Origin of the sequence: Streptomyces sp. YPW6, assembly GCF_018866325.1 — a bacterium.
Lineage (GTDB): Bacteria > Actinomycetota > Actinomycetes > Streptomycetales > Streptomycetaceae > Streptomyces.
Genome location: NZ_CP076457.1, coordinates 3816552 through 3842218, shown reverse-complemented (window position 1 = coordinate 3842218; position 25667 = coordinate 3816552). Strand labels below are relative to the sequence as shown.

At 70.5% G+C, this 25667-nt stretch carries 25 protein-coding genes, 1 tRNA gene and 1 pseudogene; 13 read left to right on the top strand and 14 right to left on the bottom strand.

Features of this window, described 5'->3' with window-relative positions; all coding sequences use genetic code 11:
* The first annotated feature begins 82 nt into the window (after positions 1–82).
* The 6 genes from paaA (at position 83) to KME66_RS17065 (ending at position 5019) form a co-directional block, all read left to right on the top strand.
* Positions 83–1180, top strand: a complete 1098-nt coding sequence (gene paaA, locus KME66_RS17090; protein ID WP_216323405.1) for a 1,2-phenylacetyl-CoA epoxidase subunit PaaA — start codon at positions 83–85, stop codon at positions 1178–1180.
* Positions 1177–1467, top strand: coding sequence for a 1,2-phenylacetyl-CoA epoxidase subunit PaaB (gene paaB / locus KME66_RS17085; RefSeq protein ID WP_069735737.1), 291 nt, complete (start codon positions 1177–1179; stop codon positions 1465–1467). Before paaA ends, paaB begins: the two co-directional genes overlap by 4 nt.
* A complete protein-coding gene (paaC, locus tag KME66_RS17080; RefSeq protein ID WP_216323402.1) occupies positions 1464–2180 on the top strand; it encodes a 1,2-phenylacetyl-CoA epoxidase subunit PaaC in 717 nt (238 codons plus the stop codon). Before paaB ends, paaC begins: the two co-directional genes overlap by 4 nt.
* On the top strand, positions 2174–2671 hold the full coding sequence (gene paaD, locus KME66_RS17075) for a 1,2-phenylacetyl-CoA epoxidase subunit PaaD (protein WP_073222853.1): 498 nt from the start codon (positions 2174–2176) through the stop codon (positions 2669–2671). Before paaC ends, paaD begins: the two co-directional genes overlap by 7 nt.
* Positions 2672–3730, top strand: coding sequence for a 2Fe-2S iron-sulfur cluster-binding protein (locus KME66_RS17070; RefSeq protein WP_216323400.1), 1059 nt, complete (start codon positions 2672–2674; stop codon positions 3728–3730).
* Between the two features lie 104 nt (positions 3731–3834).
* Positions 3835–5019, top strand: coding sequence for an acyl-CoA dehydrogenase family protein (locus KME66_RS17065; RefSeq protein WP_216323397.1), 1185 nt, complete (start codon positions 3835–3837; stop codon positions 5017–5019).
* Between the two features lie 163 nt (positions 5020–5182).
* Here KME66_RS17065 and KME66_RS17060 read toward each other — a convergent pair whose 3' ends face one another.
* From KME66_RS17060 to KME66_RS17030, 6 genes and pseudogenes are all read right to left on the bottom strand, one after another.
* Positions 5183–5527 carry a rhodanese-like domain-containing protein gene (locus tag KME66_RS17060; protein ID WP_073222859.1) on the bottom strand — a complete coding sequence of 115 codons (345 nt, stop codon included), beginning with the start codon at positions 5525–5527 and terminating at the stop codon, positions 5183–5185.
* Positions 5528–5612: 85 nt separating this feature from the next.
* A complete protein-coding gene (locus KME66_RS17055; protein ID WP_216323393.1) occupies positions 5613–6533 on the bottom strand; it encodes a hypothetical protein in 921 nt (306 codons plus the stop codon).
* A 93-nt stretch (positions 6534–6626) separates the two neighbouring features.
* Positions 6627–8060 (bottom strand): DUF2252 domain-containing protein, encoded by a 1434-nt coding sequence (locus KME66_RS17050; RefSeq protein ID WP_073222863.1) that lies wholly within the window; start codon positions 8058–8060, stop codon positions 6627–6629.
* Between the two features lie 117 nt (positions 8061–8177).
* Positions 8178–8384 (bottom strand): annotated as a pseudogene (locus KME66_RS17045) (hypothetical protein); the annotation flags it as partial.
* Positions 8385–8854: 470 nt separating this feature from the next.
* On the bottom strand, positions 8855–9682 hold the full coding sequence (locus KME66_RS17035; protein ID WP_216323389.1) for a ScbR family autoregulator-binding transcription factor: 828 nt from the start codon (positions 9680–9682) through the stop codon (positions 8855–8857).
* A 436-nt stretch (positions 9683–10118) separates the two neighbouring features.
* Positions 10119–10201: transfer RNA gene (locus tag KME66_RS17030), tRNA-Leu, on the bottom strand.
* Positions 10202–10514: 313 nt separating this feature from the next.
* On the opposite strand from KME66_RS17030, the gene KME66_RS17025 reads away from it, so the two are divergent.
* The 6 genes from KME66_RS17025 to pknB all read left to right on the top strand — a co-directional run bounded on the left by KME66_RS17025 (position 10515) and on the right by pknB (position 18570).
* The gene (locus tag KME66_RS17025) at positions 10515–11372 is read left to right on the top strand and encodes a DUF3662 and FHA domain-containing protein (RefSeq protein WP_216323386.1); all 858 of its coding nucleotides are present in this window, start codon (positions 10515–10517) and stop codon (positions 11370–11372) included.
* A gap of 10 nt (positions 11373–11382) precedes the next feature.
* Positions 11383–11898, top strand: a complete 516-nt coding sequence (locus KME66_RS17020; RefSeq protein WP_073222869.1) for an FHA domain-containing protein — start codon at positions 11383–11385, stop codon at positions 11896–11898.
* A 129-nt stretch (positions 11899–12027) separates the two neighbouring features.
* A complete protein-coding gene (locus tag KME66_RS17015) occupies positions 12028–13527 on the top strand; it encodes a PP2C family serine/threonine-protein phosphatase (protein WP_216329420.1) in 1500 nt (499 codons plus the stop codon).
* A gap of 22 nt (positions 13528–13549) precedes the next feature.
* The gene (locus KME66_RS17010) at positions 13550–14950 is read left to right on the top strand and encodes an FtsW/RodA/SpoVE family cell cycle protein (RefSeq protein ID WP_073222874.1); all 1401 of its coding nucleotides are present in this window, start codon (positions 13550–13552) and stop codon (positions 14948–14950) included.
* Entirely contained in the window at positions 14947–16404 is a 1458-nt protein-coding gene (locus KME66_RS17005) for a penicillin-binding protein 2 (protein WP_216323383.1), read from the top strand. The genes KME66_RS17010 and KME66_RS17005 overlap by 4 nt, the downstream gene beginning before the upstream one ends.
* Positions 16405–16575: 171 nt before the next feature.
* Positions 16576–18570, top strand: coding sequence for a Stk1 family PASTA domain-containing Ser/Thr kinase (pknB, locus tag KME66_RS17000; RefSeq protein WP_073222879.1), 1995 nt, complete (start codon positions 16576–16578; stop codon positions 18568–18570).
* Between the two features lie 92 nt (positions 18571–18662).
* On the opposite strand, the gene KME66_RS16995 is transcribed toward pknB, so the two are convergent.
* The 6 genes from KME66_RS16995 to KME66_RS16970 all read right to left on the bottom strand — a co-directional run bounded on the left by KME66_RS16995 (position 18663) and on the right by KME66_RS16970 (position 23274).
* On the bottom strand, positions 18663–19403 hold the full coding sequence (locus KME66_RS16995) for a class E sortase (RefSeq protein ID WP_073222881.1): 741 nt from the start codon (positions 19401–19403) through the stop codon (positions 18663–18665).
* Positions 19404–19428: 25 nt separating this feature from the next.
* On the bottom strand, positions 19429–20841 hold the full coding sequence (locus tag KME66_RS16990; RefSeq protein ID WP_216323380.1) for a class E sortase: 1413 nt from the start codon (positions 20839–20841) through the stop codon (positions 19429–19431).
* Positions 20838–21476, bottom strand: a complete 639-nt coding sequence (locus KME66_RS16985) for an aminodeoxychorismate/anthranilate synthase component II (RefSeq protein WP_073222886.1) — start codon at positions 21474–21476, stop codon at positions 20838–20840. The genes KME66_RS16990 and KME66_RS16985 overlap by 4 nt, the downstream gene beginning before the upstream one ends.
* Positions 21473–21661: a hypothetical protein gene (locus KME66_RS16980; RefSeq protein WP_073222888.1), complete on the bottom strand. Its 189-nt coding sequence runs from the start codon at positions 21659–21661 to the stop codon at positions 21473–21475. The genes KME66_RS16985 and KME66_RS16980 overlap by 4 nt, the downstream gene beginning before the upstream one ends.
* Before the next feature lie 106 nt (positions 21662–21767).
* On the bottom strand, positions 21768–22463 hold the full coding sequence (locus tag KME66_RS16975) for a class E sortase (protein WP_216323377.1): 696 nt from the start codon (positions 22461–22463) through the stop codon (positions 21768–21770).
* Positions 22464–22506: 43 nt separating this feature from the next.
* A complete protein-coding gene (locus tag KME66_RS16970; RefSeq protein ID WP_178379029.1) occupies positions 22507–23274 on the bottom strand; it encodes a DUF881 domain-containing protein in 768 nt (255 codons plus the stop codon).
* A gap of 140 nt (positions 23275–23414) precedes the next feature.
* On the opposite strand from KME66_RS16970, the gene crgA reads away from it, so the two are divergent.
* The gene (crgA, locus tag KME66_RS16965; protein WP_073222895.1) at positions 23415–23669 is read left to right on the top strand and encodes a cell division protein CrgA; all 255 of its coding nucleotides are present in this window, start codon (positions 23415–23417) and stop codon (positions 23667–23669) included.
* A gap of 333 nt (positions 23670–24002) precedes the next feature.
* Here crgA and KME66_RS16960 read toward each other — a convergent pair whose 3' ends face one another.
* Positions 24003–24905, bottom strand: a complete 903-nt coding sequence (locus KME66_RS16960; protein ID WP_073222898.1) for a rhomboid family intramembrane serine protease — start codon at positions 24903–24905, stop codon at positions 24003–24005.
* A 214-nt stretch (positions 24906–25119) separates the two neighbouring features.
* Complete coding sequence (locus KME66_RS16955) at positions 25120–25647, bottom strand: peptidylprolyl isomerase (protein ID WP_216323374.1); 528 nt, start codon at positions 25645–25647, stop codon at positions 25120–25122.
* Between the last annotated feature and the right edge of the window lie 20 nt (positions 25648–25667).

Here is a 25667-nt window from a genome sequence, read left to right as displayed (position 1 = left end):
ATCCACAGGGTTGACACCCTACGGGCCTCCGACTCACCATTGAAGTCAAGGAACCGAACGATCGGTCGGTAGGGAGCCCGGGATGGCGGCAGTGACTGCGGACCAGACGACGCAGAAGACGCTCGGCACGGCGAGCACGGCGGGCGGAACGGGCTCGACGGGTGCGACGGACGTAACGGACGCCGCGGCTGCGGGGCATCTCGCGGCCTTCGACGCGGCTGTGGCGGCGGACGAGCGGATCGAGCCGCGTGACTGGATGCCGGACGCCTACCGGGCGACGCTCATCCGCCAGATGGCCCAGCACGCCCACTCGGAGATCATCGGCATGCAGCCCGAGGCCAACTGGATCACCCGCGCGCCGTCGCTGCGCCGCAAGGCGATCCTCATGGCCAAGGTGCAGGACGAGGCAGGGCACGGCCTGTATCTCTACAGCGCCGCCGAGACCCTGGGCACCAGCCGCGAGGAGCTGCTCGACAAGCTCCACGCGGGCCGCCAGCGCTATTCGTCGATCTTCAACTACCCCACGCTGACCTGGGCCGACGTCGGCGCGATCGGCTGGCTGGTGGACGGCGCGGCGATCACCAACCAGGTGCCGCTCTGCCGCTGCTCCTACGGCCCCTACGCCCGCGCGATGGTCCGCATCTGCAAGGAGGAGTCCTTCCACCAGCGCCAGGGGTACGAGCTGCTGCTCGCCCTCAGCCGTGGCACCGAGGCCCAGCACGCGATGGCCCAGGACGCGGTGAACCGCTGGTGGTGGCCCTCCTTGATGATGTTCGGCCCGCCCGACGACGCCTCGTCGCACTCCGAGCAGTCCATGGCGTGGAAGATCAAGCGGCACTCCAACGACGAGCTGCGCCGGCGCTTCGTCGACATCTGCGTGCCCCAGGCCGAGGCGCTGGGCCTGGAGCTCCCGGACCCCGACATCCGGTGGAACGAGGAGCTGGGCGGCCACGACTTCGGCGCGATCGACTGGTCGGAGTTCCAGGAGGTCCTCAAGGGCAACGGCCCCTGCAACGAACAGCGGATCGCCCAACGGCGCCGGGCCCACGAGGAGGGCGCCTGGGTACGGGACGCGGCGGCCGCGTACGCCACCAAGCACGCCCCGGCCCGGACATCGCCCCGGACACCGGCATCGGCACAGACCAGCGCGTCCGCGCAGCATGTGGAGGAGACGGGATGAGCAACTCGACCGACTGGCCCCTGTGGGAGGTGTTCGTGCGCTCACGGCGCGGACTGTCCCACACCCACGCGGGCAGCCTGCACGCGCCGGACGCCGAGATGGCCCTGCGCAACGCCCGCGACCTCTACACCCGCCGCTCGGAGGGCGTCTCGATCTGGGTGATCCCGTCCACCGCGATCACCGCCTCCTCCCCCGACGAGAAGGACTCCTTCTTCGAGCCGGCCGGCGACAAGCCCTACCGCCACCCGACGTTCTACGAGATCCCGGACGGGGTGAAGCACCTGTGAGCGCCGCACTCGCCCTCGGCGACGACGCGCTGGTGCTCTCGCACCGGCTGGGGGAGTGGGCCGGTCACGCCCCTGTCCTGGAGGAGGAGGTGGCGCTCGCCAACATCGCCCTGGACCTGCTGGGGCAGGCACGGGTGCTGCTCTCGCTCGTCGGCGACGAGGACGAGCTGGCCTACCTCCGCGAGGAGCGCGCCTTCCGCAACCTCCAGCTGGTCGAGCAGCCGAACGGGGACTTCGCCCACACCATCGCCCGGCAGCTCTACTTCTCGGTGTATCAGCACCTGCTGTACGAGCGACTGGCTGCCGGTGAGAGCGAGTTCGCCGGTCTGGCGGCCAAGGCCGTGAAGGAGGTGGCCTACCACCGTGACCACGCCGAGCAGTGGGTCCTGAGGCTCGGGGACGGCACGGAGGAGAGCCACCGCCGGATGCAGAGCGGGCTGGACGCGCTGTGGCGGTTCACCGGTGAGATGTTCCAGCCGGTCGAAGGGCTCGATTCCCCGGAGTCCGGTGTCGACCGGCAGGCACTCCAGAGCAGCTGGCTCGCCGCCGTCACCGACGTCGTCGAGCGCGCCACGCTGGATCTCCCCTCGGGCCCGCAGACCGGGGGCTGGGCGGCGGGCGCGGGCCGGCAGGGCCTGCACACCGAACCGTTCGGCCGCATGATCGCCGAGATGCAGCACCTGCACCGCAGTCACCCGGGGGCGTCATGGTGACCGGCACCCTGCTGGAGGCAGAGCTGCGCGAGCTGGCCGGCGCGGTGCCCGACCCCGAGCTCCCGGTGCTGACCCTGGCCGAGCTGGGCGTCCTGCGGGATGTTCACGTGGAGGGGCCGGGCCGGGTGACCGTGCGGCTCACCCCGACGTACACCGGCTGCCCGGCAATCGAGGCGATGTCCGCCGACATCGAGCGGGTGCTGCACGATCACGGCGTGCCGGAGGTCTCCGTGGTGACGGTCCTGGCACCGGCCTGGTCGACGGACGACATCAGCGCCGAAGGACGCCGCAAGCTCGCGGAGTTCGGCATAGCGCCGCCGCGTGCCCACAGCACCGACGGCGGTCCCGTGCCCCTGACGCTCTCGGTGCGCTGCCCGCACTGCGGGTCCACGGAGACGGAGCTGCTCAGCCGGTTCTCCTCCACGGCGTGCAAGGCCCTGCGCCGCTGCGTCGCCTGCCGTGAACCGTTCGACCACTTCAAGGAGTTGTAGATGTTCCATCCGCTCCGGGTCAGCGCGATCGAACGGATCACGGACGACGCGGTGGCCGTGACCCTCTCCGTGCCGACCGAGCTGCGCGAGACTTTCCGCCACATCCCCGGCCAGCATCTGAACGTGCGCTACACGGTGGACGGCCAGGAGGTCCGCCGGTCGTACTCGATCTGCGCACCGGCCACCGAGCAGCCCGGCGAACCGGTGCTGCGGGTGGGCATCCGCATGGTCGAGGGCGGGGCGTTCTCCACGTACGCCCTGAAGGAACTGGCCGTGGGGGACCAGGTGGAGGCCATGCCTCCGATGGGGCGGTTCGTCCTGCAGCCGCGTCCGGGCCTGTTCGCGGCAGTGGTGGGCGGCAGCGGCATCACCCCGGTGCTGTCGATGGCGGCCACCCTGCTCGACCGGGAGCCGACGGCCGCCTTCTGCCTGATCCGCAGCGACCGCACGGCGGCCTCGACGATGTTCCTCGACGAGGTGGCCGACCTCAAGGACCGCTATCCGGACCGCTTCCAGCTGGTCACCGCGCTCTCCCGGGAGGAGCAGTCGGCCGGACTCCCCTCCGGACGGCTGGACGCCGAACGCCTCACGGGTCTGCTGCCGGCCGTGCTCCCCGTCGACGAGGTCGACGGCTGGTTCCTGTGCGGCCCGCTCGGCCTCGTACGGGGCGCGGAGCAGGCTCTGAAGGCGCTCGGCGTCGACCGCTCCCGGGTCCACCAGGAGATCTTCCACGTCGACGAGGGACCTGCCGATGTGACGGTGGCCAAGGTCGCCGCCCCCTCCGACTCCGTGCTGACCGCCACCCTCCACGGCCGCTCGGGCAGCTGGCCCGTGGAGAACGCGGAATCCCTGCTGGAGGCGGTGCTGCGGAGCCGCTCGGACGCTCCCTACGCGTGCAAGGGCGGGGTCTGCGGGACCTGCCGGGCGTTCCTCGTCTCGGGCGAGGTCCGGATGGACCGCAACTTCGCCCTGGAACCGGAGGAGACGGAGGCGGGATTCGTGTTGGCCTGCCAGTCGCATCCGCTCACACAGGAGGTGGAGCTGGACTTCGACCGCTGAGGAGGGAGTCTGCCGCTGCCTCCGCCGCACTGTTCCCTTCCCGTGGAACCTGCCCTATCTTGACGACCCGTCAGCTAGCTGAGGGTCAACGGGAGGCTCGGACAGTGGACTTCACCTTCACCGAGGAACAGCAGGCTGCTGTGGAGGCGGCCAGGGCTGTCTTCTCAGATGTCACACCCGACCGCGCACCCAGCCCGTCCCTGACCCGGGGTGCCGTGGCGGAGGACATCGACCGGCGGCTGTGGCACGAGCTGGCGCGCACGGATCTGCTCGGGCTCACACTCTCGCCGGACCACGGGGGCGCGGGACTGGACCCGATCGCGCTCTGCCTGGTCCTGCGGGAGTCGGCCAGGGTGCTGGCCAGAGTTCCCTTGCTGGAGAGCTGTGCGGTGGCGACGGCCCTCCAGCGGTACGGCGATCGCGCCCTCGCGGCGGAACTGCTGCCCCGGGCGGGCCGGGGTGAGCTGATCCTGACCGTCGGCGCCAACGGACGCACCGGCCACGACCCGGCCGAACTCGCCGTCTCCGCACGGCCTTACGGAGACGAAGACGGCGACGGCGACGGAAGGGACGACGGTCCGGACGGCGGGGCCTCCGGCTGGGTGCTCGACGGGGTGCAGACCGCGGTCCCGTGGGCCCAGGTGGCCGACTGGATCGCCGTGCCCGCACACACCGCGGGGGGCCGCCCGGTCCTGGCCCTCGTGCCCCGCACCCGCGACGGCGTCACCCTGGCGGATCAGGTCTCCACGAACGGTGAGCGCCTGGCCGAGGTACGGCTGGAGGCGGTGCGCGTGGAATCACGCGAGCTGATCGCGGCTGCGGGCTGCTGGGACTGGCTGCGGTCCCTGCTCACCACGGGGACGTGCGCCCTGGCGCTCGGGCTGGGCGAGCGGGTGCTGGCGATGACCGCCGATTACACCGGCAAGCGCGAGCAGTTCGGGTTTCCGGTAGCGACGTTCCAGGCGGTGGCGGTCCAGGCCGCCGACCGGTACATCGATCTACGGGCGATGGAGGCGACCCTCTGGCAGGCGGCCTGGCGGATCTCCACCGGCTCCGGGGGCCCGCTCCCGGCGGCGGGTGATGTCGCCGTGGCGAAGATCTGGGCCTCCGACGGGGTACGCCGCGTCGTGCAGACCGCACAGCACCTGCACGGCGGCTTCGGCGCGGACACCGATTACCCGCTGCACCGCTACCACGCCTGGGCGAAGCAGATCGAACTCTCCCTCGGCCCGGCAGCGGCCCACGAGGAGGCGCTGGGAGACCTGCTGGCCGCCCACCCACTCGGCTGACACCGGACCGGGCACCTCGGGTCCGGCAGACCGAGCCCCGGCCCCGAACCGAGGTCCGCACCCGAACCGGCCCGACCGCCCTCGCAGGACCGACCTCGACCCCGCAAGGCCCGACCCCCCGGCCCCAGCGAGGCATGCAGGGCTCCACAAGGCCCCGCAAGGCTCAGAGGACGAAGGCGGGCGTCCCGTTGTCCGTGACCATCGGACGGCCAGCGCCGTCCCAGGCATGCATGCCGCCGTCGATGTTGACCGCGTCGATGCCCTGCTGGACCAGGTACTGGGTGACCTGGGCCGACCGGCCGCCCACCCGGCACATCACATGCACGCGCCGACCGTCCTCGGCCGCCTCGGTCAGCTCGCCGAACCGGCCCGTGAAGTCGCTCATCGGAATGTGCAGAGCACCCTCGACGTGACCGGCCGCCCACTCGTCGTTCTCACGGACGTCCAGGACGAAGCCGTCCGACGGCACCGCCGCGGCGTCCACCGAGGGCAGCGGGGCGAAATTCATGGGTCATGCCTTCTCTCGTACATACGCGGAAGAGTCGTCCACTCGCGGAGGAGTCTTCCGGAACGCTACTGCACCCGCCCGGCGGCTACCGGACCATCTCCGCAAGCTCGGCCTCACGCCGGGACACCTCGCCCAGCAGCTGCTCCGCGATGTCCTCCAGCAGCTGGTCCGGGTCGTCCGGGGCCATCCGCAGCATCGAGCCGATCGCGCCGTCCTCCAGCTCCTTGGCGAGCACCGTCAGCAGCTCCTTGCGCCGGCTGAGCCACTCCAGCCGGGCGTAGAGCTCCTCGCTCTCGCTCAGCGGGGCCGGCGGCTGCACCGGGCCTGCGTCCCACTCCGCCACGAGTTCCTTGAGCAGCTCGACGTCGCCGCGGCCGTAGGCGCCGTTCACCCGGGCGATGAACTCGTCCCGGCGCTGCCGCTCCACCTCGTCCTGGGCGAGGTCCGGGTGTGCCCGGCGGGCCAGCTCCCGGTAGAGCCTGCGGGCCTCCTCGCTCGGCCTGACCCGCTTCGGCGGGCGGACCGGCTGGTCGGTGAGCATGGCCGCGGCCTCGGGGGACAGCCCGTCGGTGTCCATCCAGTCGTGGAACAGCTCGTCGACCCCGGGCATCGGCATGACGACCGCCCGCGCCTCACGCGCCTTGCGCTCGTCCTCCGGGTCCCCGGTCCTGGCCGCCCGCGCCTCCGCGATCAGCGCGTCCAGCTCGTCGAGACGCGCGTACATCGGACCGAGCTTCTGGTGGTGCAGCCGGGAGAAGTTCTCGACCTCCACCCGGAAGGTCTCCACCGCGATCTCGAACTCGATCAACGCCTGCTCGGCGACCTGCACGGCCCGTGCCAGCCGGGCCTCGGGGCGCTCGTCGGGGTCCTCGGGCCCGGCGGCGTCCCCGGCCTCGCCCTGCCGGACGTCGTGGACGTCCTGGACGTCGTCGCCGTCCTGAGGGACGTTGTCCTGCCGGTCTTCATCGTTCCGGGTGGTCGGCACCCCGGCGGCTTCGTGGCTCACCCGTCCAGCGTATGGCCACAGCACGGCGCCACGGCACACGCGGTGGGCCCGGACCGGACCCACCGCGACCCGGGCGCGCCGGACACAGCCCGTTCAGACACCGAACTCGGCGGCCAGTCTGCCCGCCTTGATCCCCCGCAGCAGCTCGGCGTGATCCGCTTCCGTACGGTCGGCGTACGTCACCGCGAAGGCGGCCACCGCCTCGTCGAGTTCGTCGTTCTTGCCGCAGTAGCCCGCGAGCAGGCGCGGGTCGGCGCTGTGGGCGTGCGCGCGGGCGAGCAGCGCGCCGGTCATCCGGCCGTAGTCGTCGACCTGGTCGGCGGCGAGCGCGGCGGGGTCCACGCTGCCCTTGCGGTTCCGGAACTGCCGGACCTGGAACTGCCGCCCGTCGACATCCGCCCAGCCGAGCAGGATGTCGCTGACGACCTGCATCCGCTTCTGCCCGAGCACCACCCTGCGGCCCTCGTGCGGCACCTCCGGTACGTCGAAACCGACCGCGGGCAGGTAGGGGGAGAGCACCGAGGGCCGGGCCTCCTTCACCTGGAGCACCAGGGGTTCGCCCCGGTGGTCGAGCAGCAGCACCACGTACGACCGGGTCCCCACGCTGCCGGTGCCGACCACCCGGAACGCCACGTCGTGGATCGTGTACCGGGCCAGCAGCGGCACCCGGTCCTCGGAGACGGTGGTGAGATAGCCGCCGAGACAGGCGGCCACGCGAGCGGCCTCGGCGTCGGGCACCCGGCGCAGTACCGGCCGGGCGTCGACGAAGCGCCGGCCGCCGTCGGGGCACTCCTCGGTAGACCGGGCCGCGAAACGGGCGCTGGTGTTCCTGCGGGCCTTCTCCGAGACCCGCTCCAGGGTGCCGACCAGGTCGCGCGCGTCGGTGTGCGAGACCAGTTCCTCGTCCGCGATCGCGTTCCAGGCGTCGAGCGCGGGCAGCCGGGCCAGCAGCCGCATCGTCCGGCGGTAGGCGCCGACGGCGTCGTACGCGCCCCGGCGGCAGGTGTCCTCGTCGGCACCGGCGGCCCGGCCCGCGAGCACCAAGGAGGTGGCGAGCCGCTTGAGGTCCCACTCCCACGGCCCGAAGACGGTCTCGTCGAAGTCGTTCAGGTCGATGACCAGGCTGCCCCGGGCATCGCCGTAGAGACCGAAGTTGGCCGCGTGCGCGTCGCCGCAGAGCTGGGCGCCCACACCGGTGACCGGGCTTCCCACCAGGTCGTGGGCCATCAGCCCGGCCGCCCCCCGGAGGAAGGCGAAGGGGGTGGCCGCCATCCGTCCCACCCGTATCGGCGTCAGACCCGGCACGCGGCCCCGGTTCGACTCCTCGACGGCCCGCACCGCGTCCGGTCGTCCCGGCGGAAGGACCAGCGAGGCGTGCGAGGACCGCGGCACCCGGTCACGGAGCGCCTTGCCCTCCGCCTTCGGTGAACGCGCGGCTCCCCGCCGGGCGAACCCGGGTACGACAGGAATACGCGGATCCGGCTTCTCGGCCTGCTGTTCAGGCATCGTGGTCCCCGTCACGCCCATGGAGCGTCGCCTCCCCCACCCTCGTACACGCTCGTCGACCGACCGGCTGTCCGCCCGGTCGGCGGCCCTGCCCAGCAGCGGCCGAGCACGACGGTACCGCCGATCCGGCAGCCGGCATCAGCAGCCGCTGCCGGTCTCCGGTGCCAGACAGGTGCCCGCCCCCTGCCCCAGTGCCTTGAGCGCGGGCTCCATCGCGGTCCCGGCCTCGGTGAGCCGGTACGCGACGCGCAGCGGTGGCCCCTCTCCGACCCCACTGATCACCCGTCCCGCCGCGCCGAGCCCGGTCAGCGGTCAGCGGTCAGCGGTCAGCGGTCAGCGGTCAGCGGTCAGCGGTCAGCGAGCATGCGCGCGCCGGCCCGAGCATCGTGGCGCCGGCCGCAGCGGTTCCTCCGCTCCGGGCACCCCGCGAGAGGGCTTCGAGTTTGTCCAGAATTACTTGGAGAACGTGTTCGCGGGCGTGGTTCCGCGGAGGTGGACCTCATGGTTCCGCGGGGCTGACACTCGCACTCGCAGCCGTCGATGGCCGAGCTGGTCCCGCTCGCCGACGCCTCCTGCGGCCAGGCGCTCGCCGACGCTCAGGCGAAAGCAGAAGCCCTCGCGGCCCGGCTCTACGGCTGAAAGAACCACAGACCGGAAAGGCCGGTGGGGCTGCGGAGCTCCGAAAAGCTCCGCAGCCCCACCGCATCACGATCAATCGGATGTTTCACGTGAAACATGGCACGTGGAGCACATGGCACGTGAAACAGATCGCGCGTGGAACACAAGGCACGTGACCCACACGTCCCGGTCGCGGATCAGGCAGCGCCTCCGCCCGCCGCCACCCCCGCGCCCGCGGGCTCCTCGTCACCCTCGTCGCCGGGCTGCCCGGTCCGCGCGGCACGATCGGACCCGCCTCGCAGCCCTGCACCGCCCGACCGGGCCCCCGTGTCCGCCGCAGGATCAGAGTCGGCGTCCTTGGCCTCCGCGGCCATTCTGGCCTCCTGCTCCTCCCGCTCCGCCTTCTCGCGCGCCTGAGCCGCGAGATCCACCCGGCCCTCGGGCTTGATGTGGGCGATGACACCGGGGTGGGCGATCGACGGCAGGATGTGGCGCCACATCTCCGCGACCTGCTCGCGCAGGTCGGCCCGCCCGGAGTCGGCCTCCGACACCAGCTGGATACCGGTGAACGAGGCGACGATGATTTTGGCCGACACCATGGGGTCGATCTGCGGGAACACCTCGCCGCGCTCCTGCCCCAGCTCCAGCATTCGGGCCGTCGCGTCGATCCAGTCGCCCCACGGATGCGGTCCGCCGAGGAAGACGCCCTCGATGGAGAGCCTGGTGCCCGCACGGGCCATCGAGTTGTGGCGCAGAGCGAACGCGAACTGCTGGCCGCCGTCCACCAGGGACTGCAGCGGCGATCCCTCCTGCTCGAACTCGACCGTGGAGGTCTGCTCGTCCATGATCGCCTGTGCGATGGCCTCCTTGGAGGCGAAGTGGAAGTACAAGGCCCCCTTGGTGACCTTGGCGCGGCGGAGAATCTCCGAGATGGCGGCACGCTCGTAGCCGTAGTCGTCGAAGACACTCGCTGCGGCGTCCACGATCGACCGCCACGTCTGGACCGCGCGAGCCTGCTTCGCCATGTCTGCCTCCGGGACGTTCTGTGCGCTCAGCCCTTCACCGCCGAGCCGCCGTCGATCCAACCTCTGCGGCCAGCGTATGCAAGTGCGCCGTTGCACGGGCCATCGGTCTGTCCGGAAACCGTGCCCACACACGGTGGATCACGGCCTGCGGACGGCCGCCGCACCCCTCTCCTCGGACCGTTCCCACGGCCTCCCCCGACCGCCTGTCCGTACCCGCTGTCCGTACCCCGCCCGCCCGCCGAAAACACGGACCGACTCCGCCGGGACCGCCATGACCGCCACAACCGACGAGACCGTCACAACCGACGAGTCCGACGAGTCCGACGAGAGCACGGAACGACCGAGAACAAGGAACAACGAAGAACCCCCGCTCCGGATCTCTCCTGAGCGGGGGTTCTCCCGATTCAACTTCAGCAGCTGCATGCATCTGCCGTTGTGCGCGAGGGGGGATTTGAACCCCCACGTCCCTAAGGACACTGGCACCTGAAGCCAGCGCGTCTGCCGTTCCGCCACTCGCGCATGAGTGGTGCTTTCAGACTCTCACCCTGGGGGGTGAGCGCCTGGCGACAAACGGAAGATTAGCACGCTGGACAGGGTGGATTCACATCCGTTGTTTCGTCGGCTCCGGGAGGGGAAGCGGGAACCCCGAACCATCGCCCCCGCTCCTCCGGAGTGCGTTCCGAGTGCGGGACACTGTGAGGAGGCCACCTCTACGATCCGTGTGAGGGGTGACACTCATCCACAGGCAGGACAAGGGGAACCAGCCGATTTCCCGGCGCGTGGATACGATCAGTAAGCAGTACAGGGACGATGACAACGGAGGAGGTGCCCCATGGGGGTCATGAAGCGTTTCGAGCAGCGCCTCGAGGGGCTGGTCAACGGCACCTTCGCCAAGGTCTTCAAGTCCGAGGTGCAGCCTGTCGAGATCGCCGGCGCTCTCCAGCGCGAGTGCGACAACAACGCGACGATCTGGAACCGCGAGCGGACCGTCGTCCCCAACGACTTCATCGTCGAGCTCTCCACCCCTGACTACGAGCGGCTCAGCCCGTACTCGGGTCAGCTGGGCGACGAGCTCTCCGGCCTGGTGCGCGACTACGCCAAGCAGCAGCGCTACACCTTCATGGGCCCGATCAAGGTCCACCTGGAGAAGGCCGACGACCTCGACACCGGTCTCTACCGGGTCCGCAGCCGCACCCTGGCGTCCAGTACGTCACAGCAGGACCCGCCGGCCCACTCCCACCAGACCCCGGCCGGACGGCCCGGCGCCCCGCAGGCTCCCGGCGGCTACGGCTACCCCCCGAGCGCCGCTCCGCCGATGCCCGCGGCCCCGCCGCCCGGCGCCGGACGGCCCTCGGCCCCCACGAGCGACCGGCGCCCGCCGGCGGCGTCCGGCCCCGGCCCGGACGCCCGGACGCGGCGCTGGATCGAGATCAACGGCACCCGCCATCAGATTTCCCGCCCGACGTTGGTGATGGGACGATCCACCGACGCCGACGTGCGGATCGACGACCCCGGCGTATCGCGCCGGCACTGTGAGATCCGGACCGGAACGCCCTCGACGATCCAGGATCTCGGATCTACCAACGGCATCGTGGTAGACGGGCAGCACACCACCCGCGCTACGCTCCGCGACGGCTCGCGGATCGTCGTGGGCAGCACCACCATCGTTTACCGGCAAGCCGAAGGGTGAAGCGGGGGCAATGTCAGAGCTGACCCTGACGGTCATGCGGCTAGGTTTCCTGGCTGTTCTGTGGCTGTTCGTCATCGTGGCCGTACAGGTCATCCGCAGCGACCTGTTCGGAACGCGCGTCACGCAGCGCGGCTCACGCCGCACTGCCGCCGACACGCGCCCCCAGCAGGGTCGCCAACAACAAGCGGCGCCGCCCCAGCAGCGTCAGCAGGCGAGCCGGCAGCGCCGCGGGGCGCCGACCAAGCTGGTCGTGTCCGAAGGCTCGCTCACGGGCACCACGGTCGCGCTCCAGGGCCAGACCATCACCCTGGGCCGGGCCCACGACTCAACGATCGTGCTGGACGACGACTACGCGTCCAGCAGGCATGCCAGGATCTACCCGGACCGTGACGGCCAGTGGATCGTCGAGGATCTCGGGTCCACCAACGGCACGTATCTGGAACGGACCCGGCTCACCACCCCGACACCAGTTCCGCTGGGCGCTCCGATCCGGATCGGCAAGACCGTCATCGAGCTGCGGAAGTAGTACGACAATGAGCGAGCGGAGCGAGCGAGCCGCGGCGGTCCCGACGGTGGACGCTGCCCGGCTCCCGACCGGAGGGTGGGCAGTGTGGCTCGAGACAGGCTGTACCCCGAGCCGACGGGCGAGGTGCGCATGAGTCTGTCGCTGCGCTTCGCCGCCGGGTCGCACAAGGGCATGATCCGGGAGGGCAACGAGGACTCCGGCTACGCCGGTCCCCGGCTCCTCGCCATCGCCGACGGCATGGGCGGTCAGGCGGCCGGCGAGGTGGCCAGCTCCGAGGTGATCTCCACCCTCGTCCCGCTCGACGACGACGTACCGGGATCCGACCTCCTGACCTCGCTCGGCTCCGCCGTGCAGCAGGCCAACGACCAGCTGCGCGTCATGGTCGAGGAGGACCCCCAGCTGGAGGGCATGGGCACCACGCTCACCGCCCTGCTCTGGACCGGTCAGCGCCTCGGCCTCGTGCACGTCGGCGACTCCCGCGCGTATCTGCTGCGCGACGGCGTCCTGACCCAGATCACCCAGGACCACACCTGGGTGCAGCGCCTCGTCGACGAGGGCCGCATCACCGAGGAAGAGGCCACCACCCACCCGCAGCGCTCCCTGCTGATGCGCGCGCTGGGCAGCGGCGACCATGTCGAGCCGGACCTCTCCATCCGCGAAGTCCGGGCCGGCGACCGCTATCTGATCTGCTCCGACGGCCTGTCCGGCGTGGTCTCGCACCAGACGATGGAAGAGACCCTCGCCAGCTACCAGGGCCCGCAGGAGACCATCCAGGAGCTGATCCAGCTCGCCCTGCGCGGCGGCGGCCCCGACAACATCACCTGCATCGTCGCCGACGTCCTGGACGTCGACAACAACGACACCCTGGCCGGGCAGCTCAACGACACCCCGGTCGTCGTCGGCGCGGTCGCGGAGAACCAGGCCCAGCTGGGCGACGGCGGGGCCATGCAGACGCCCGCCGGACGCGCCGCGGGCCTCGGCCGCCCCGTGCCCCCGCCCTCCGGCGGCTTCGGCCCGCCCGGCAGCGGCGACACCGGCTACGACGGCATGCCGGACGGCTCGTACGACTCCTACGCGGACGACGACTTCGTCAAACCGCGTGGCGGCCGTAGATGGCTGAAGCGTTCCGTCTACATCGTGCTGGCGCTGGCCGTGATCGGCGGCGGTCTGTACGGCGGCTACCGCTGGACGCAGACGCAGTACTACGTCGGGGCGAAGGACGAACACGTCGCGCTGTTCCAGGGCATCAGCCAGGACCTCGCGTGGATCTCGCTCTCGAAGGTCGAGAAGAACCACCCCGAGATCGAGCTCAAGTACCTGCCGCCGTACCAGCGCAAGCAGGTCGAGTCGACGATCGCCGAGGGCAACATCACCGACGCCCGCGACAAGATCGCCGAGCTGGCCGCCCAGGCATCGGCCTGCAAGAAGGACGCGCAGCGCCGCGCGGCCGAGGCCGAGACCCGGGCCCGTACGGGCGAGGGCGAGGCCGGCGGCACCGCCGGGGCCCCCGCCAACACGACTTCCGCCACGTCCTCCGTCCAGGAGACCAAGCCGACCACCGCTCCCACTCCCGGCCCCAGCCTCTCGGAGGAAGAGAAGAAGCTGGTCCCGCAGTGCGGTAAGCAGTAAGCCGTAGGGGGCCTTCAGCACCATGAGCGTTGTCACCAACACGACCACGATCGGCGCGATCGACGCACCGAGCCGCCGCAACACCGAGCTGGTGCTCGTCGTCTTCGCCGTCGCCATCTCGGTGTTCGCCTACGCCAACGTGGGCCTCGCGCTCAACGGCGAACTGCCCTCGGGCATGCTCGGCTACGGAGCGGGGCTCGCGCTCCTCGGCGGTGTCGCCCACCTCGCGGTGCGGAGGTTCGCCAAGTACGCCGATCCGCTGCTGCTGCCGCTGGCGACCCTGCTCAACGGCCTCGGCCTGGCGCTGATCTGGCGCCTGGACCAGTCGGAGCGCTTCCAGGCTCTGTCCACCTTCGCCCCGGCCGCCTCGAAGCAGCTGCTGTTCTCCGCCATCGGCGTGGGCACGCTGGTCGCGGTCCTGGCCATCCTGAAGGACCACCGCATCCTGCAGCGCTACACGTACATCTCCATGGTCGTGGCGCTGTTCCTGCTGATCCTGCCGATGTTCTTCCCCGCCGTGAACGGCGCCAAGATCTGGATCAAGATCCCGGGCTTCGGAACGCTCCAGCCCGGCGAGTTCGCCAAGATCATCATCACCGTGTTCTTCTCGGGCTACCTGATGGTCAAGCGGGACGCGCTGGCCCTGGCCAGCCGCCGCTTCATGGGCCTGTACCTGCCCCGCGGCCGGGACCTCGGCCCGATCCTCGCCATCTGGGCGATGTCGATCCTGATCCTCGTCTTCGAGACCGACCTCGGCACCTCGCTGCTCTTCTTCGGCATGTTCGTCGTCATGCTCTACGTGGCGACCGAGCGCACCAGCTGGATCGTCTTCGGCCTCCTGATGTCGGCGGTCGGCGCGGTCAGCGTCGCCACGTTCGAACCGCACGTCCAGCAGCGCGTGACCGCCTGGCTCGACCCCTTCGCGGGCTGGGGCGAGGTGGCCGCGAGCGAGCAGATGGCGAAGTCCCTGATGGCCTTCGGCTCCGGGGGCACGCTCGGGACCGGGCTCGGACAGGGCAACTCCGACCTGATCGGCTTCGCGGCCAACTCCGACTTCATCCTCGCCACGGTCGGCGAGGAACTCGGTCTCGCCGGGATGATGGCCGTGCTCCTCGTCTACGGACTGATCGTCGAGCGGGGCGTACGCACCGCCCTGGCGGCCCGCGACCCGTTCGGCAAGCTGCTCGCGATCGGCCTGTCCGGCTCGTTCGCCATCCAGGTCTTCGTCGTCGCCGGCGGGGTGATGGGCCTCATCCCGCTCACCGGTATGACGATGCCGTTCCTGGCCGCAGGTGGTTCCTCCGTGCTCGCGAACTGGGCGCTGATCGCCATTCTGATCAGAATCAGTGATACGGCCCGCCGCCCGGCTCCGGCCCCCTCCCCCTCGACGGACGCCGAGATGACCCAGGTGGTCCGACCGTGAACAAGCCCCTCCGCCGGATCGCGATCTTCTGCGGGATCCTCGTCCTCGCTCTCCTCATCCGGGACAACTGGCTCCAGTACGTCCGTGCCGACGAGCTGAACAGCCACAAGTACAACCGCCGTGTCGAGATCGAGCGGTACGCCCACGAGCGCGGCGACATCATCGTCGACGGCAAGGCGATCACCGGTTCCGTCGAGACCGAGGACAGCGACTTCAGGTACAAGCGGGTCTGGAAGAACGGCCCCCTGTGGGCCCCGGTGACCGGCTACTCGTCCCAGGCCTTCGACTCGTCGCAGCTGGAGAACCTGGAGGACGGCATCCTCACGGGCAACGACGACCAGCTGTTCTTCGACCGGACGCTGTCGATGTTCACCGGCGAGGAGAAGCGCGGCGGCAACGTCGTCACCACCCTCAACGGCGACGCCCAGAAGGCCGCCTTCGAGGGCCTCGGCGACAAGAAGGGCGCGGTGGTCGCCCTCGACCCGCGGAGCGGTGCCATCCTCGCCCTCGCCAGCACCCCGTCGTACGACCCCTCGGTCTTCGCCGGGAACTCCATGAAGGACTCGGACAACCGGCAGAAGCTCCTCCAGGACAAGGACAAGCCGATGCTCAACCGGGCATTGCGCGAGACCTACCCCCCGGGCTCCACCTTCAAGGTCGTCACCGCCGCCGCCGCCCTGGAGAACGGGCTCTACGACGACATCGACGCCAAGACGGACTCGCCGCTTCCGTGGACGCTGCCGCAGACCTCGGTGCCGCTGCAGAACGAGGGCGACATCCCCTGCGAGGACGCCTCACTGCGGGAGGCCCTGCGCTGGTCGTGCAACACCGTCTTCGGGAAGATGAGCGACGACCTCGGCAACCAGAAGATGATCGAGCAGACGGACAAGTTCGGCTTCAACGAGGAAGTCTTCACGCCCGTCCGCGCCGACGCGAGCATCTACCCCGAGGACAACAAGCCGCAGAACGCCATGGCCGGCATCGGCCAGGCGTCGAACCGGGCCACCCCGCTCCAGATGGCCATGGTGGCCTCCGCGATCGCCAACGACGGCAAGCTGATGCAGCCGTACATGGTCGCCGAGCGCCAGGCTCCCAACCTCGACCCGGTCTACACGGCCGAGCCCGAGGAACTCAGCCGCGCGCTCTCCGGTGAGAACGCCCAGAAGGTCCAGCAGATGATGGAGACCGTGGTCGAGGACGGCACGGGAACCAACGCGCAGATCCCCGGCGTCACAGTGGGCGGCAAGACCGGTACGGCCCAGCACGGTCTGAACAACAGCGAGAAGCCGTACGCCTGGTTCATCTCGTACGCGAAGACCGACAACGGCTCCCCGGTCGCGGTCGCCGTCGTGGTCGAGGACGGCAACGCCAACCGGGACGACATCTCCGGTGGCGGCCTGGCCGCCCCCATCGCGCGCGATGTGATGAAGGCGGTCATCGACAGCAAGAAGTGAGACCTGTCACGGCCGTCGCACGTCATACCGGACATCGCATACCGGTCGGATATCGGCTGCCGGGTGCGGGCTGATCACTTCGGCCGTGCCCGGTAGCGTATGCGCGAACAGCGCACCGCCGCGGACCACACACGGGTGCGGTCGGGACTGACGGAGAGGGCTGGAACAGTTATGGAAGAGCCGCGTCGCCTCGGCGGCCGGTACGAGCTGGGCTCGGTGCTCGGCCGTGGTGGCATGGCCGAGGTCTACCTCGCCCACGACACCCGGCTCGGCCGCACCGTAGCGGTGAAGACGCTCCGGGCCGATCTCGCCCGTGACCCGTCGTTCCAGGCCCGGTTCCGCCGAGAGGCCCAGTCGGCCGCCTCGCTCAACCACCCCGCGATCGTCGCCGTGTACGACACCGGCGAGGACTACGTCGACGGGGTCTCCATCCCGTACATCGTGATGGAGTACGTCGACGGGTCGACGCTGCGGGAACTGCTGCACTCCGGCCGCAGACTCCTCCCCGAGCGCACGCTGGAGATGACGGTCGGCATCCTCCAGGCCCTGGAGTACTCGCACCGCGCCCAGATCGTCCACCGCGACATCAAACCGGCGAACGTCATGCTGACGCGCACCGGCCAGGTCAAGGTCATGGACTTCGGCATCGCCCGCGCCATGGGCGACTCCGGAATGACGATGACGCAGACCGCCGCGGTCATCGGCACCGCCCAGTACCTCTCCCCGGAGCAGGCCAAGGGCGAGCAGGTCGACGCCCGCTCCGACCTCTACTCCACCGGCTGCCTGCTCTACGAGCTGCTCGCCGTGCGGCCCCCGTTCGTCGGGGACTCGCCCGTCGCGGTGGCCTACCAGCACGTCCGCGAGGAGCCGCAGCCGCCGAGCAACTTCGACCCCGAGATCACGCCCGAGATGGACGCGATCGTGTTGAAGGCGCTCACCAAGGACCCGGACTACCGCTACCAGTCCGCCGACGAGATGCGCGCCGACATCGAGGCCTGCCTCGACGGCCAGCCGGTCGCGGCCACGGCGGCGATGGGCGCCGCGGGGTACGGGGGCTACGACGGCTACAACGCCGACCAGCCCACCACCGCCCTGCACCAGGCCGACGCGAACAACGCGCAGACCTCGATGCTGCCCCCGGTCAACCCGGACGACGGCGGCTACGGCTACGACGACCGCCAGGGCCGCCGCCGCCAGCAGAAGAAGAACAACACCTCGACGATCCTGCTGGTCGTCGCGGCCATCCTGGTGCTCATCGGCGCGATCCTCATCGGCCGGGTGGTCTTCTCCGACAACGGGGGCGGCGACCAGGTCAAGGCGCCGAACCTGGTGGGCTCCACGCTGGAGGAAGCGCAGACACTCGCGTCCAGATCCGGCGTCTCCGTGACCAAGGGCGCCGAAGAGCCGTGCGAGCAGCAGGAGAAGGGCCAGATCTGCTCCCAGGACCCCTCGGCCGACGCGATGATGGACAAGGACGGCACCGTCACGGTCGTCGTCTCCTCCGGAGCGCCGAAGGTCGAGGTCCCCAACGTCCTGGAGAAGTCCGAGGACGGCGCCCGCGAGGTCCTGGAAGGCGACGGCTTCTCGGTCAACGTCACCACGGAGGAGTCCGACAAGCCCGAGGGCACGGTGATCAAGCAGGACCCCAAGGGCGGCGCGAAGGCCGACGAGGAGTCCGAGGTCACCATCACCGTGGCCGTCCAGGAAACACTCGACCTGCCCGACATGCGGACCCGCACGTTCGAGGCGGCGGAGCAGCAGCTGCTCGGCATCGGGTTCACCAATGTCTCGCGGACCGACGTGGAGTCGGACAAGCCGGCCGGTGAGGTCATCGAGCAGACCCCGGCGGGCCCGAGCAAGCAGGGCAAGGACGTGCAGATCGTCCTCAAGGTCTCCAAGGGCCCGGCCCAGCCGGAGCAGGTCCAGATCCCCGGTGACATCGGCGGCAAGCCGTACAAGGACGTGAAGGGCCAGCTCGAAGGTCTCGGCTTCGTGGTCAAGCTCGCCCCGAACTCGGTCGACAAGCCGAACGCCCAGGTGATCACCAGCAGCCCGGCGCCGACGACCCAGGCGGACAAGGGAAGCACCGTCACCCTCATCACCATCGAGGGCGGCGGGGGCGACAGGGGCGGCGGCGACGGCTTCATCGGAGGTCTGGGCGGCTGATCCGCCGCCCGCCCCGCAGTGCACGGCGAAGGGCCCCGGCCACCATCACGGTGACCGGGGCCCTTCCCGTCGGCGGGGGCCGCGACGAGGACTCAGCCGAGCAGTTCGACCGGCTTCGTGCGGTCCTTGTCGACCTTCTCCGTGCGCTCCAGCTCGCCCCACACGATGTACCGGTACTTCGAGGTGTAGACCGGGGTGCAGGTCGTCAGCGTGATGTAGCGGCCGGGCTTCTTGACGCCCGACTCCTCGGGGACCGGCTGGATGACGTCGACGTTGAACTTCGAGGTCTCGGGGAGCGTCCTGTAGACCTTGTAGACGTACCAGGTGTCCTTGGTCTCGAAGACGACCGGATCGCCGTTCTTCAGCTTGTCGATGTTGTGGAACTTCGCACCGTGCCCGTCGCGGTGCGCGGCCAGCGTGAAGTTGCCCTCGTCGTCCCAGGGGAGGGCCGACTCGACGGGGTCGGTGTAGTAGCCCGCGATGCCGTTGTTGAGGGTCTTGGGGTCGGTGCCCTTCTTGACCAGGACCTCGCCGTTCTTCATGGCGGGCACGTGCAGGAAGCCGATGCCGTCCTTGGTGTCCAGGGCGCCGGGGCCGTCGTCGGCCCACTTGCTGCGGACCGTGTCGCCCTGCCGGCCGGCCTCGCGGTCGGCGAGGACGTTGGTCCACCACAGGGAGTAGACGACGAACAGCGCGAGCACCAGGCCCGCGGTGATGAGCAGTTCGCCGAAGACGCTGACGGCCGTCGCCACGGGATGGCGGCCGCGGCGGCGTGCGGGGGGCGGGGACGCGGCCGTGTCGGTCCGCTCGTCGTGCTCGGTCCTCGCTGCCACCGCACCGTCCCTGTCGTGAGGATGTTCAGCCGACGAGCGCGTCGGGCTTTCCCTCGCTGCGTGGCCGTTCGTCGACCATCTTGCCCCAGACGATCAGCCGGTAGGTACTCGTGAATTCCGGTGTACAGGTCGTCAGCGTGAGGTACCTGCCCGGCTTCGTGAACCCGGAACCGACCGGGATCGGCTCGATCACCGAGACGTTCGACGGCGAGGTCTGCGGGAGGATGCCGGTCATCTCGTACGTGTAGTACGCGTCCCGGGTCTCGACCACGATCGGGTCGCCGGGCTTCAGCTTGTTGATGTAGCGGAAGGGTTCGCCGTGGGTGTTGCGGTGGCCGGCGACGGAGAAGTTGCCCTGCTTGTCGGAGGGCATCGCCGTCTTCAGACTGCCCTCGCCGTAGTGGCCGATCATCCCCCGGTCGAGGACCTTCTCCTTGTCGATGCCCTCGGCGATCGGGGCGACGACGTCCAGCTGGGGGATGTGCATGATCGCGAAGCCCTCGCCGGGCGCGAACACCCCCGGCTTCCGGTCGTCGTTGGCCCAGGAGTCCTGGATCCGGTTCGTCTCCTTGCCGGCGATCTGGTCGGCCCGGATGTTGGTCCACCACAGCTGGTAGGCGACGAACAGCAGCATCAGGACGCCCAGCGAGATGAACACCTCGCCGACCGCCCGGCTGGCGATGACCGCCGGGCTGTCCTTCGCCGCCCGCGCCGCGCGGCGGGCCTCCACCCGGGACATCGGCGCGGCGGCGGCCGGGGCGGCCTTCTGGTCAGGGGCCCCGGGCGGCGGCGGCCGCGCCCTTCGCCGCCCGCCGCCGCTCGGCACGCCCGCCGGGCGCCGGGGCGGGCGGAGCGACGGGGCGGGCACCGGATCCGGCTCGGGCACCGCACCCGGACCGGGCTCCGGCTCCGCCGGGATGCGGGGCATGACCTCGGTACGCGCTTCGGGGTGGAGGCCGGGTGCGGCCGGGGCGGAGGCCGACGCCGGGGCCGGCTCCTCGGCCGGAGCGATCGGGTCCACCGGGGGCACCGGGCCCGCCGGGGGCACCGGGCCCGCCGGGGGCACCGGGCCCGCCGAGGCCCCGCGCCCAGGGGGCTCCTGAGGCCCGTACCAGTCGCGTTGGTACCCGGCGGGGTCGTACCACTCGTTCGGGGCTCCCTGGGGCTGCTGGGGCCCTTGGGGAGGGGCTTGGTGAAGCTCCTGACGCGGCGCGTACCCGGTCTCGTACGAGGAGGGCGCCGCCGACCGCGTGGCGGGCTCCGCCGCCGGGACGGTGTCCGACCGGAACCACGGCGACGTGTGCCCGCCGGGCAGCGGATCGTTCAGCGGGTCCGCGAGCCCGTCCACCGCCGCCACGAACGCTCCGTCGGTCCCGTACGCCCCGTGCGCGTCGGGGCCTTCCGGTCCGGCCGCGTGCCCGGGGCGGCCTGCGGTCACGCGGCGGCCTTGCCCACCACCGGCGCGAGCCCCGCCGAGCGTGCGACGGCCCCCTGGTCTCCGCACCGCTCCAGCCAGTTGGCGAGCATCAGGTGGCCGTGTTCGGTGAGCACCGACTCGGGGTGGAACTGCACGCCCTCCACCGCCCGGTCACGGTGGCGCAGCCCCATGATGATGCCGTCCGCCGTGCGGGCGGTGACCTCCAGCTCGGCGGGCAGCTCGCCGGGTTCGGCGGCGAGCGAGTGGTAGCGCGTCGCGGTGAAAGGGGACGGCAGTCCGGCGAAGACGCCCTTGCCCTCGTGGGTCACCGGGGAGGTCTTGCCGTGCAGCAGTTCGGGGGCCCGGTCGACGACACCGCCGTACGCCACCGCCATCGACTGCATCCCCAGGCAGACGCCGAAGACCGGAACGCCGGTGTCCGCGCAGTGGCGCACCATCTCGACGCAGACGCCCGCCTGTTCGGGCGTCCCGGGCCCCGGCGAGAGCAGGACGCCGTCGAAGCCGTCCTGGGCGTGGGCGGGGGTCACCTCGTCGTTGCGCAGCACCTCGCACTCGGCGCCGAGCTGGTACAGGTACTGGACGAGGTTGAAGACGAAGCTGTCGTAGTTGTCCACGACGAGGATGCGTGCGCTCACTGGCCGGCTCCTGCTCCACCGGCGCTCGCGCCGTCGACGGTCACATCACCGAACGGGAGCAGCGGCTCCGCCCACGGGAACACGTACTGGAACAGTGCGTAGACGACCGCCAGAACCAGCACGAGCGCGATGATGCTCCGCACCCATGCGTTGCCCGGCAGATGCCGCCAGATCCAGCCGTACATGCTGACCCTCCCTATCGGTACCCGCACCAGACTAGAGGGCCGCGGCAAAGGCGTGGGTCCGCTGGGGAAAACCCCGGGTCGTGCGCCGCCGCGGACCGGACGCGGGTCAGCCCGCGAGCTCCGGCGGCTTCCCCGCGCTCACCGGCCGTGTCGCGTCCAGGTGGGCCCAGGCGATCAGCCGGTGGCTGCTGCCCCATTCCGGTTCGCACGTGGTGAGGGTCAGATAGCGGCCCGCGCCCTCGAAGCCGGAGCCGCGGGGCACCGGGTCGACGACGGCGGTGTCGGTGGGGACGGTCCGGTAGGGCTTCTTCACGATGCGGTAGGTGAACCATCTCGTGCCGTCGTTGACGACGACCGCGTCCCCGGGGCGCAGCTGCGGGAAGTCCTTGAAGGGGTCGCCGTACGTCCTCCGGTGGCCGGCCACCGCGAAGTTGCCCGTATCACCGGGGCGGGCGGTTCCGCGGTAGTGCCCGAGCCCCTTCTGCAGGGTGGTGACCTCGGTGTTCTCCAGGACGGGCCACTCCCAGCCGGAGCCGAAACGGGGGATGTGCAGCGTCGCGAAGGGCTTCCCGTCGCGGTACGGGGCCGGAGGGGAGGGCTTCGCGGAAGCGGAGGCGTGCGGCGGGGCGGCCGCCGCGGGTTCGCGTGCCCACCGGCTCCGGAGGGCGTCGATCTCGCCCTCGGCCGCGTCGGCCGCCTTCACACCCGTCCAGAACAGCAGGTGGACGACGAAGAGGATGATCAGCGTGCCCGCGGTGATGCAGAGTTCGCTGAAGGTCCTGACGACGAGTCGCACGGACACCGGACCGGCCTCCCCCGGGGCTCAGCTGGCGCTCGGCCAGGGCTCACTCCACAGGCTGTGCGTAGTGGAGGTCCACTGTGCCCGAGTACCCGGGGAGAGTCACCGCGTCGTCCTGGTCGACTTTCCAGCCGAGGCCGTACGCCTTCACGTAGAGCAGGTAGTTCTGGATGGCGGTGGAGTCGTCGAGCGCCTGCTTGAGCTTCTTGGGGTCGCCCACCGCGGTGACCTTGTACGGCGGGGAGTAGACGCGGCCCTGGAGGATCAGGGTGTTGCCGACGCAGCGGACCGCGCTGGTGGAGATCAGCCGCTGGTCCATCACCTGGATCCCGCGTGCCCCGCCCTGCCACAGCGCGTTCACCACGGCCTGGAGGTCCTGCTGGTGGATGACCAGGTCGTTGGGCTGGGGCTCGGGGTAGCCGGGGTTGGCGGTGGCGTCGGGAGGCGCGTCATCGAGGGTCACGCTGACGGAGTCGCCGGTGATCTCCGTCGTGCCGGCGGCCTTCTCCAGGGCCTTCAGCTTGGCGTCCTCGGCCTCGGTGGAGCCGTCGTCGCGCTGGGCGAGGGCGTCGATCTCCGCGCGCAGGGACGCGGCCGCGTCGTTCAGCTCGCCGTTGTTCTCGCTGCGCTCCCTGATCAGGTCGGAGAGCTTGAGGAGCGAGGAGTCGCTGCGCAGATTGGTGCCCTTGGCCGTGTTGGCGCTGGTGACGAAGATGAGTCCGGCCAGGGCGAAAACCGCAGCGGTGAGCCCCCGGACCGCCCACACGGAGGTGCGCCGGGCCGGGCCTTCGGGGGAGTCGGCAGAATTGCTCAACGTACCCTTATCTCATCAGGCGCCAGGGAAGCACTACGCTAACGGACGCTCGGGGGAGGCAGCATTCCCCCTGGCACCGCCCCCGGCGCCCGCCACAGATCCCTGCGCGGTCACGCAGCGCATCGACAGGAGAGTCCCTCGTGCCGAAGTCACGTATCCGCAAGAAGGCCGACTTCACGCCGCCCCCGGCGAAGCAGACGGCGGCCATCAAGCTGACCAACCGCAGCTGGGTCGCTCCGGTGATGCTGGCCCTGTTCCTCATCGGGCTGGCCTGGATCGTGGTGTTCTACGTGACCGAGGGCGATCTGCCGGTCGACGCCCTCGGCAACTGGAACATCGTGGTCGGCTTCGGCTTCATCGCCGGCGGCTTCGCCGTGTCGACCCAGTGGAAGTAGCGGAGCCTTTCCGCTCCGCCGTTCCCGGGCCGGTGCGCGCCCGTAGCTGATCGACGTCTTCTGACGCAAGCCTTGCCCTGAGTTACCCACAGAGTTATCCACAGCCGGGGGAAAAGGTCAGACGATCTGTGGATAACCTCCACTCAAGTTGACGCCGGTGTGACCGCAGCCTCCCTCGCCGAGGGAGGCTGCGCCCGGTTGTGCGGGCGGAAAAACCCAGCTCAGCGACAAGGGGCACACCTGTGCCCCTTGCCATGCACAACAATGCGCTCAGACTGTGGACAACTTCGGTCAGGCTGGGGGTGGCGACCCTCTGCTCGCCACCCCTTCCGCTCAGGTGAGCGCGATCGTCCGGGCGACGACGATCCCGAGGGACGCCAGCAGAACGAGGGCACAGGTCCCGGCCTGCACCGCCGTACGGCGCTCGCGCGGGGCGTGGACCATGCCGACGGCGATGGCGACGCCCGCGATCAGACCGCCGACGTGCGCCTCCCAGGCGATCCCGCCCCAGGTGAAGGTGAAGACCAGGTTCAGCGCCAGCAGCACGAGCACCGGGCGCATGTCGTAGTTCATCCGGCGCATCAGCACGGCGGTCGCTCCGAAGAGGCCGTAGACCGCACCGGAGGCGCCCAGCGACGGCTGGTTCTGGGCGGCGATCAGATAGGTCAGCGCACTGCCGGCGAACCCGGACAGCAGATAGAGGGCGAGATAGCGGGACCGGCCGAGCGCCGCCTCCAGCTGTCCGCCGAGCCACCAGAGCCCCAGCATGTTGAACCCGATGTGCATGACTTCCTGGTGCAGGAACATCGAGGTCACCAGGCGATACCACTGGCCTTCGGCGACACCTTCGATGGACCCCGGCGGCGGGCTCGGGTCCCACGCCCGCCCGAGCAGCGTCAGGTCGTTCACCAGCCCGGGGCGGACGGTGACCAGGAGGAAGACGGCCAGATTGATGCCGAGCAGGATCTTGGTGACCAGGCGAGGATCGGCGGCCACCGAGCCACCCGCCAGGGTGCGCGGCCGACTGGCCGCCGGGTGGTGTCCGGTACCCGAGCCCTGCCGTACGCAGTCGGGGCACTGGAAGCCGACCGAGGCGCTGACCATGCACTCGGGGCAGACCGGCCGCCCGCAGCGCGTGCAGCTGATGCCGGTCTCACGGTCGGGATGGCGGTAGCAGGTCGGCGTCGGGACGCCGCTTCCCGCGGCGGCACGGTCTCCGGGCGGCTGCTGGTCCATCGGTCCTGGCCTGCCTCTCGGTCCTGATCCCTCGTCGCTCGGGCGGCGGCACGGACGGGGCCGCCCCGCTCGTCCGCTATGTATCCCTACGGACGGGCAGGCCGGTTGGTTCCCGCAGGGGGCCGATAGACGCCCCGGGCACCCGCGGGTGCCCGGCCCCCGCGGGTGCCCGGGGCCCGGGTACCCGCGGGGCCGTCGGGCGGCGCGCGGGACGTCAGCGCGTCTCGACGACCACGGACTCGATGACCACGTCCTGGAGCGGGCGATCCGTGCGGGGGTTCGTCGGCGTGACCGCGATCGCGTCGACGACCTTGCGGCCCGCGTCGTCGGCCACCTCGCCGAAGATGGTGTGCTTGCCGGTCAGCCAGGCGGTCGGCGAGACGGTCAGGAAGAACTGCGAGCCGTTGGTGCCCGGCCCCGCGTTGGCCATGGCCAGCAGATACGGCTTGGTGAAGGCCAGCTCCGGGTGGAACTCGTCGGCGAACTGGTAGCCGGGACCGCCGGTCCCGTTGCCCAGCGGGTCGCCGCCCTGAATCATGAACCCGCTGATGACACGGTGGAAGACGGTCCCGTCGTACAGCGGATCCGTGGTGGTCTCGCCGGTCTCCGGGTTGACCCACTCGCGCTGCCCGGTGGCCAGTTCCACGAAGTTCTTCACCGTCTTGGGGGCGTGGTTCGGCAGCAGCCGGATCTCGATGTCGCCCCGGTTGGTCTTCACAGTGGCGTAAAGCTGCTCGGCCACGATCTGTCTTCCTCTTCCCT

What these genes read in the sequence shown, in the direction of transcription:
- KME66_RS17035 (WP_216323389.1), bottom strand. Translation starts at nt 9,682, where the DNA reads ATGGCGAAGCAGGCTCGCGCGGTCCAGACGTGGCGGTCGATCGTGGAC.
- KME66_RS17020 (WP_073222869.1), top strand. Translation starts at nt 11,383, where the DNA reads ATGTCAGAGCTGACCCTGACGGTCATGCGGCTAGGTTTCCTGGCTGTT.
- paaB (WP_069735737.1), top strand. Translation starts at nt 1,177, where the DNA reads ATGAGCAACTCGACCGACTGGCCCCTGTGGGAGGTGTTCGTGCGCTCA.
- KME66_RS16980 (WP_073222888.1), bottom strand. Translation starts at nt 21,661, where the DNA reads ATGTACGGCTGGATCTGGCGGCATCTGCCGGGCAACGCATGGGTGCGG.
- KME66_RS17010 (WP_073222874.1), top strand. Translation starts at nt 13,550, where the DNA reads ATGAGCGTTGTCACCAACACGACCACGATCGGCGCGATCGACGCACCG.
- KME66_RS17025 (WP_216323386.1), top strand. Translation starts at nt 10,515, where the DNA reads ATGGGGGTCATGAAGCGTTTCGAGCAGCGCCTCGAGGGGCTGGTCAAC.
- KME66_RS17060 (WP_073222859.1), bottom strand. Translation starts at nt 5,527, where the DNA reads ATGAATTTCGCCCCGCTGCCCTCGGTGGACGCCGCGGCGGTGCCGTCG.
- pknB (WP_073222879.1), top strand. Translation starts at nt 16,576, where the DNA reads ATGGAAGAGCCGCGTCGCCTCGGCGGCCGGTACGAGCTGGGCTCGGTG.
- KME66_RS17070 (WP_216323400.1), top strand. Translation starts at nt 2,672, where the DNA reads ATGTTCCATCCGCTCCGGGTCAGCGCGATCGAACGGATCACGGACGAC.
- KME66_RS17015 (WP_216329420.1), top strand. Translation starts at nt 12,028, where the DNA reads ATGAGTCTGTCGCTGCGCTTCGCCGCCGGGTCGCACAAGGGCATGATC.
- KME66_RS17050 (WP_073222863.1), bottom strand. Translation starts at nt 8,060, where the DNA reads ATGGGCGTGACGGGGACCACGATGCCTGAACAGCAGGCCGAGAAGCCG.
- paaD (WP_073222853.1), top strand. Translation starts at nt 2,174, where the DNA reads ATGGTGACCGGCACCCTGCTGGAGGCAGAGCTGCGCGAGCTGGCCGGC.
- paaA (WP_216323405.1), top strand. Translation starts at nt 83, where the DNA reads ATGGCGGCAGTGACTGCGGACCAGACGACGCAGAAGACGCTCGGCACG.
- KME66_RS16960 (WP_073222898.1), bottom strand. Translation starts at nt 24,905, where the DNA reads ATGGACCAGCAGCCGCCCGGAGACCGTGCCGCCGCGGGAAGCGGCGTC.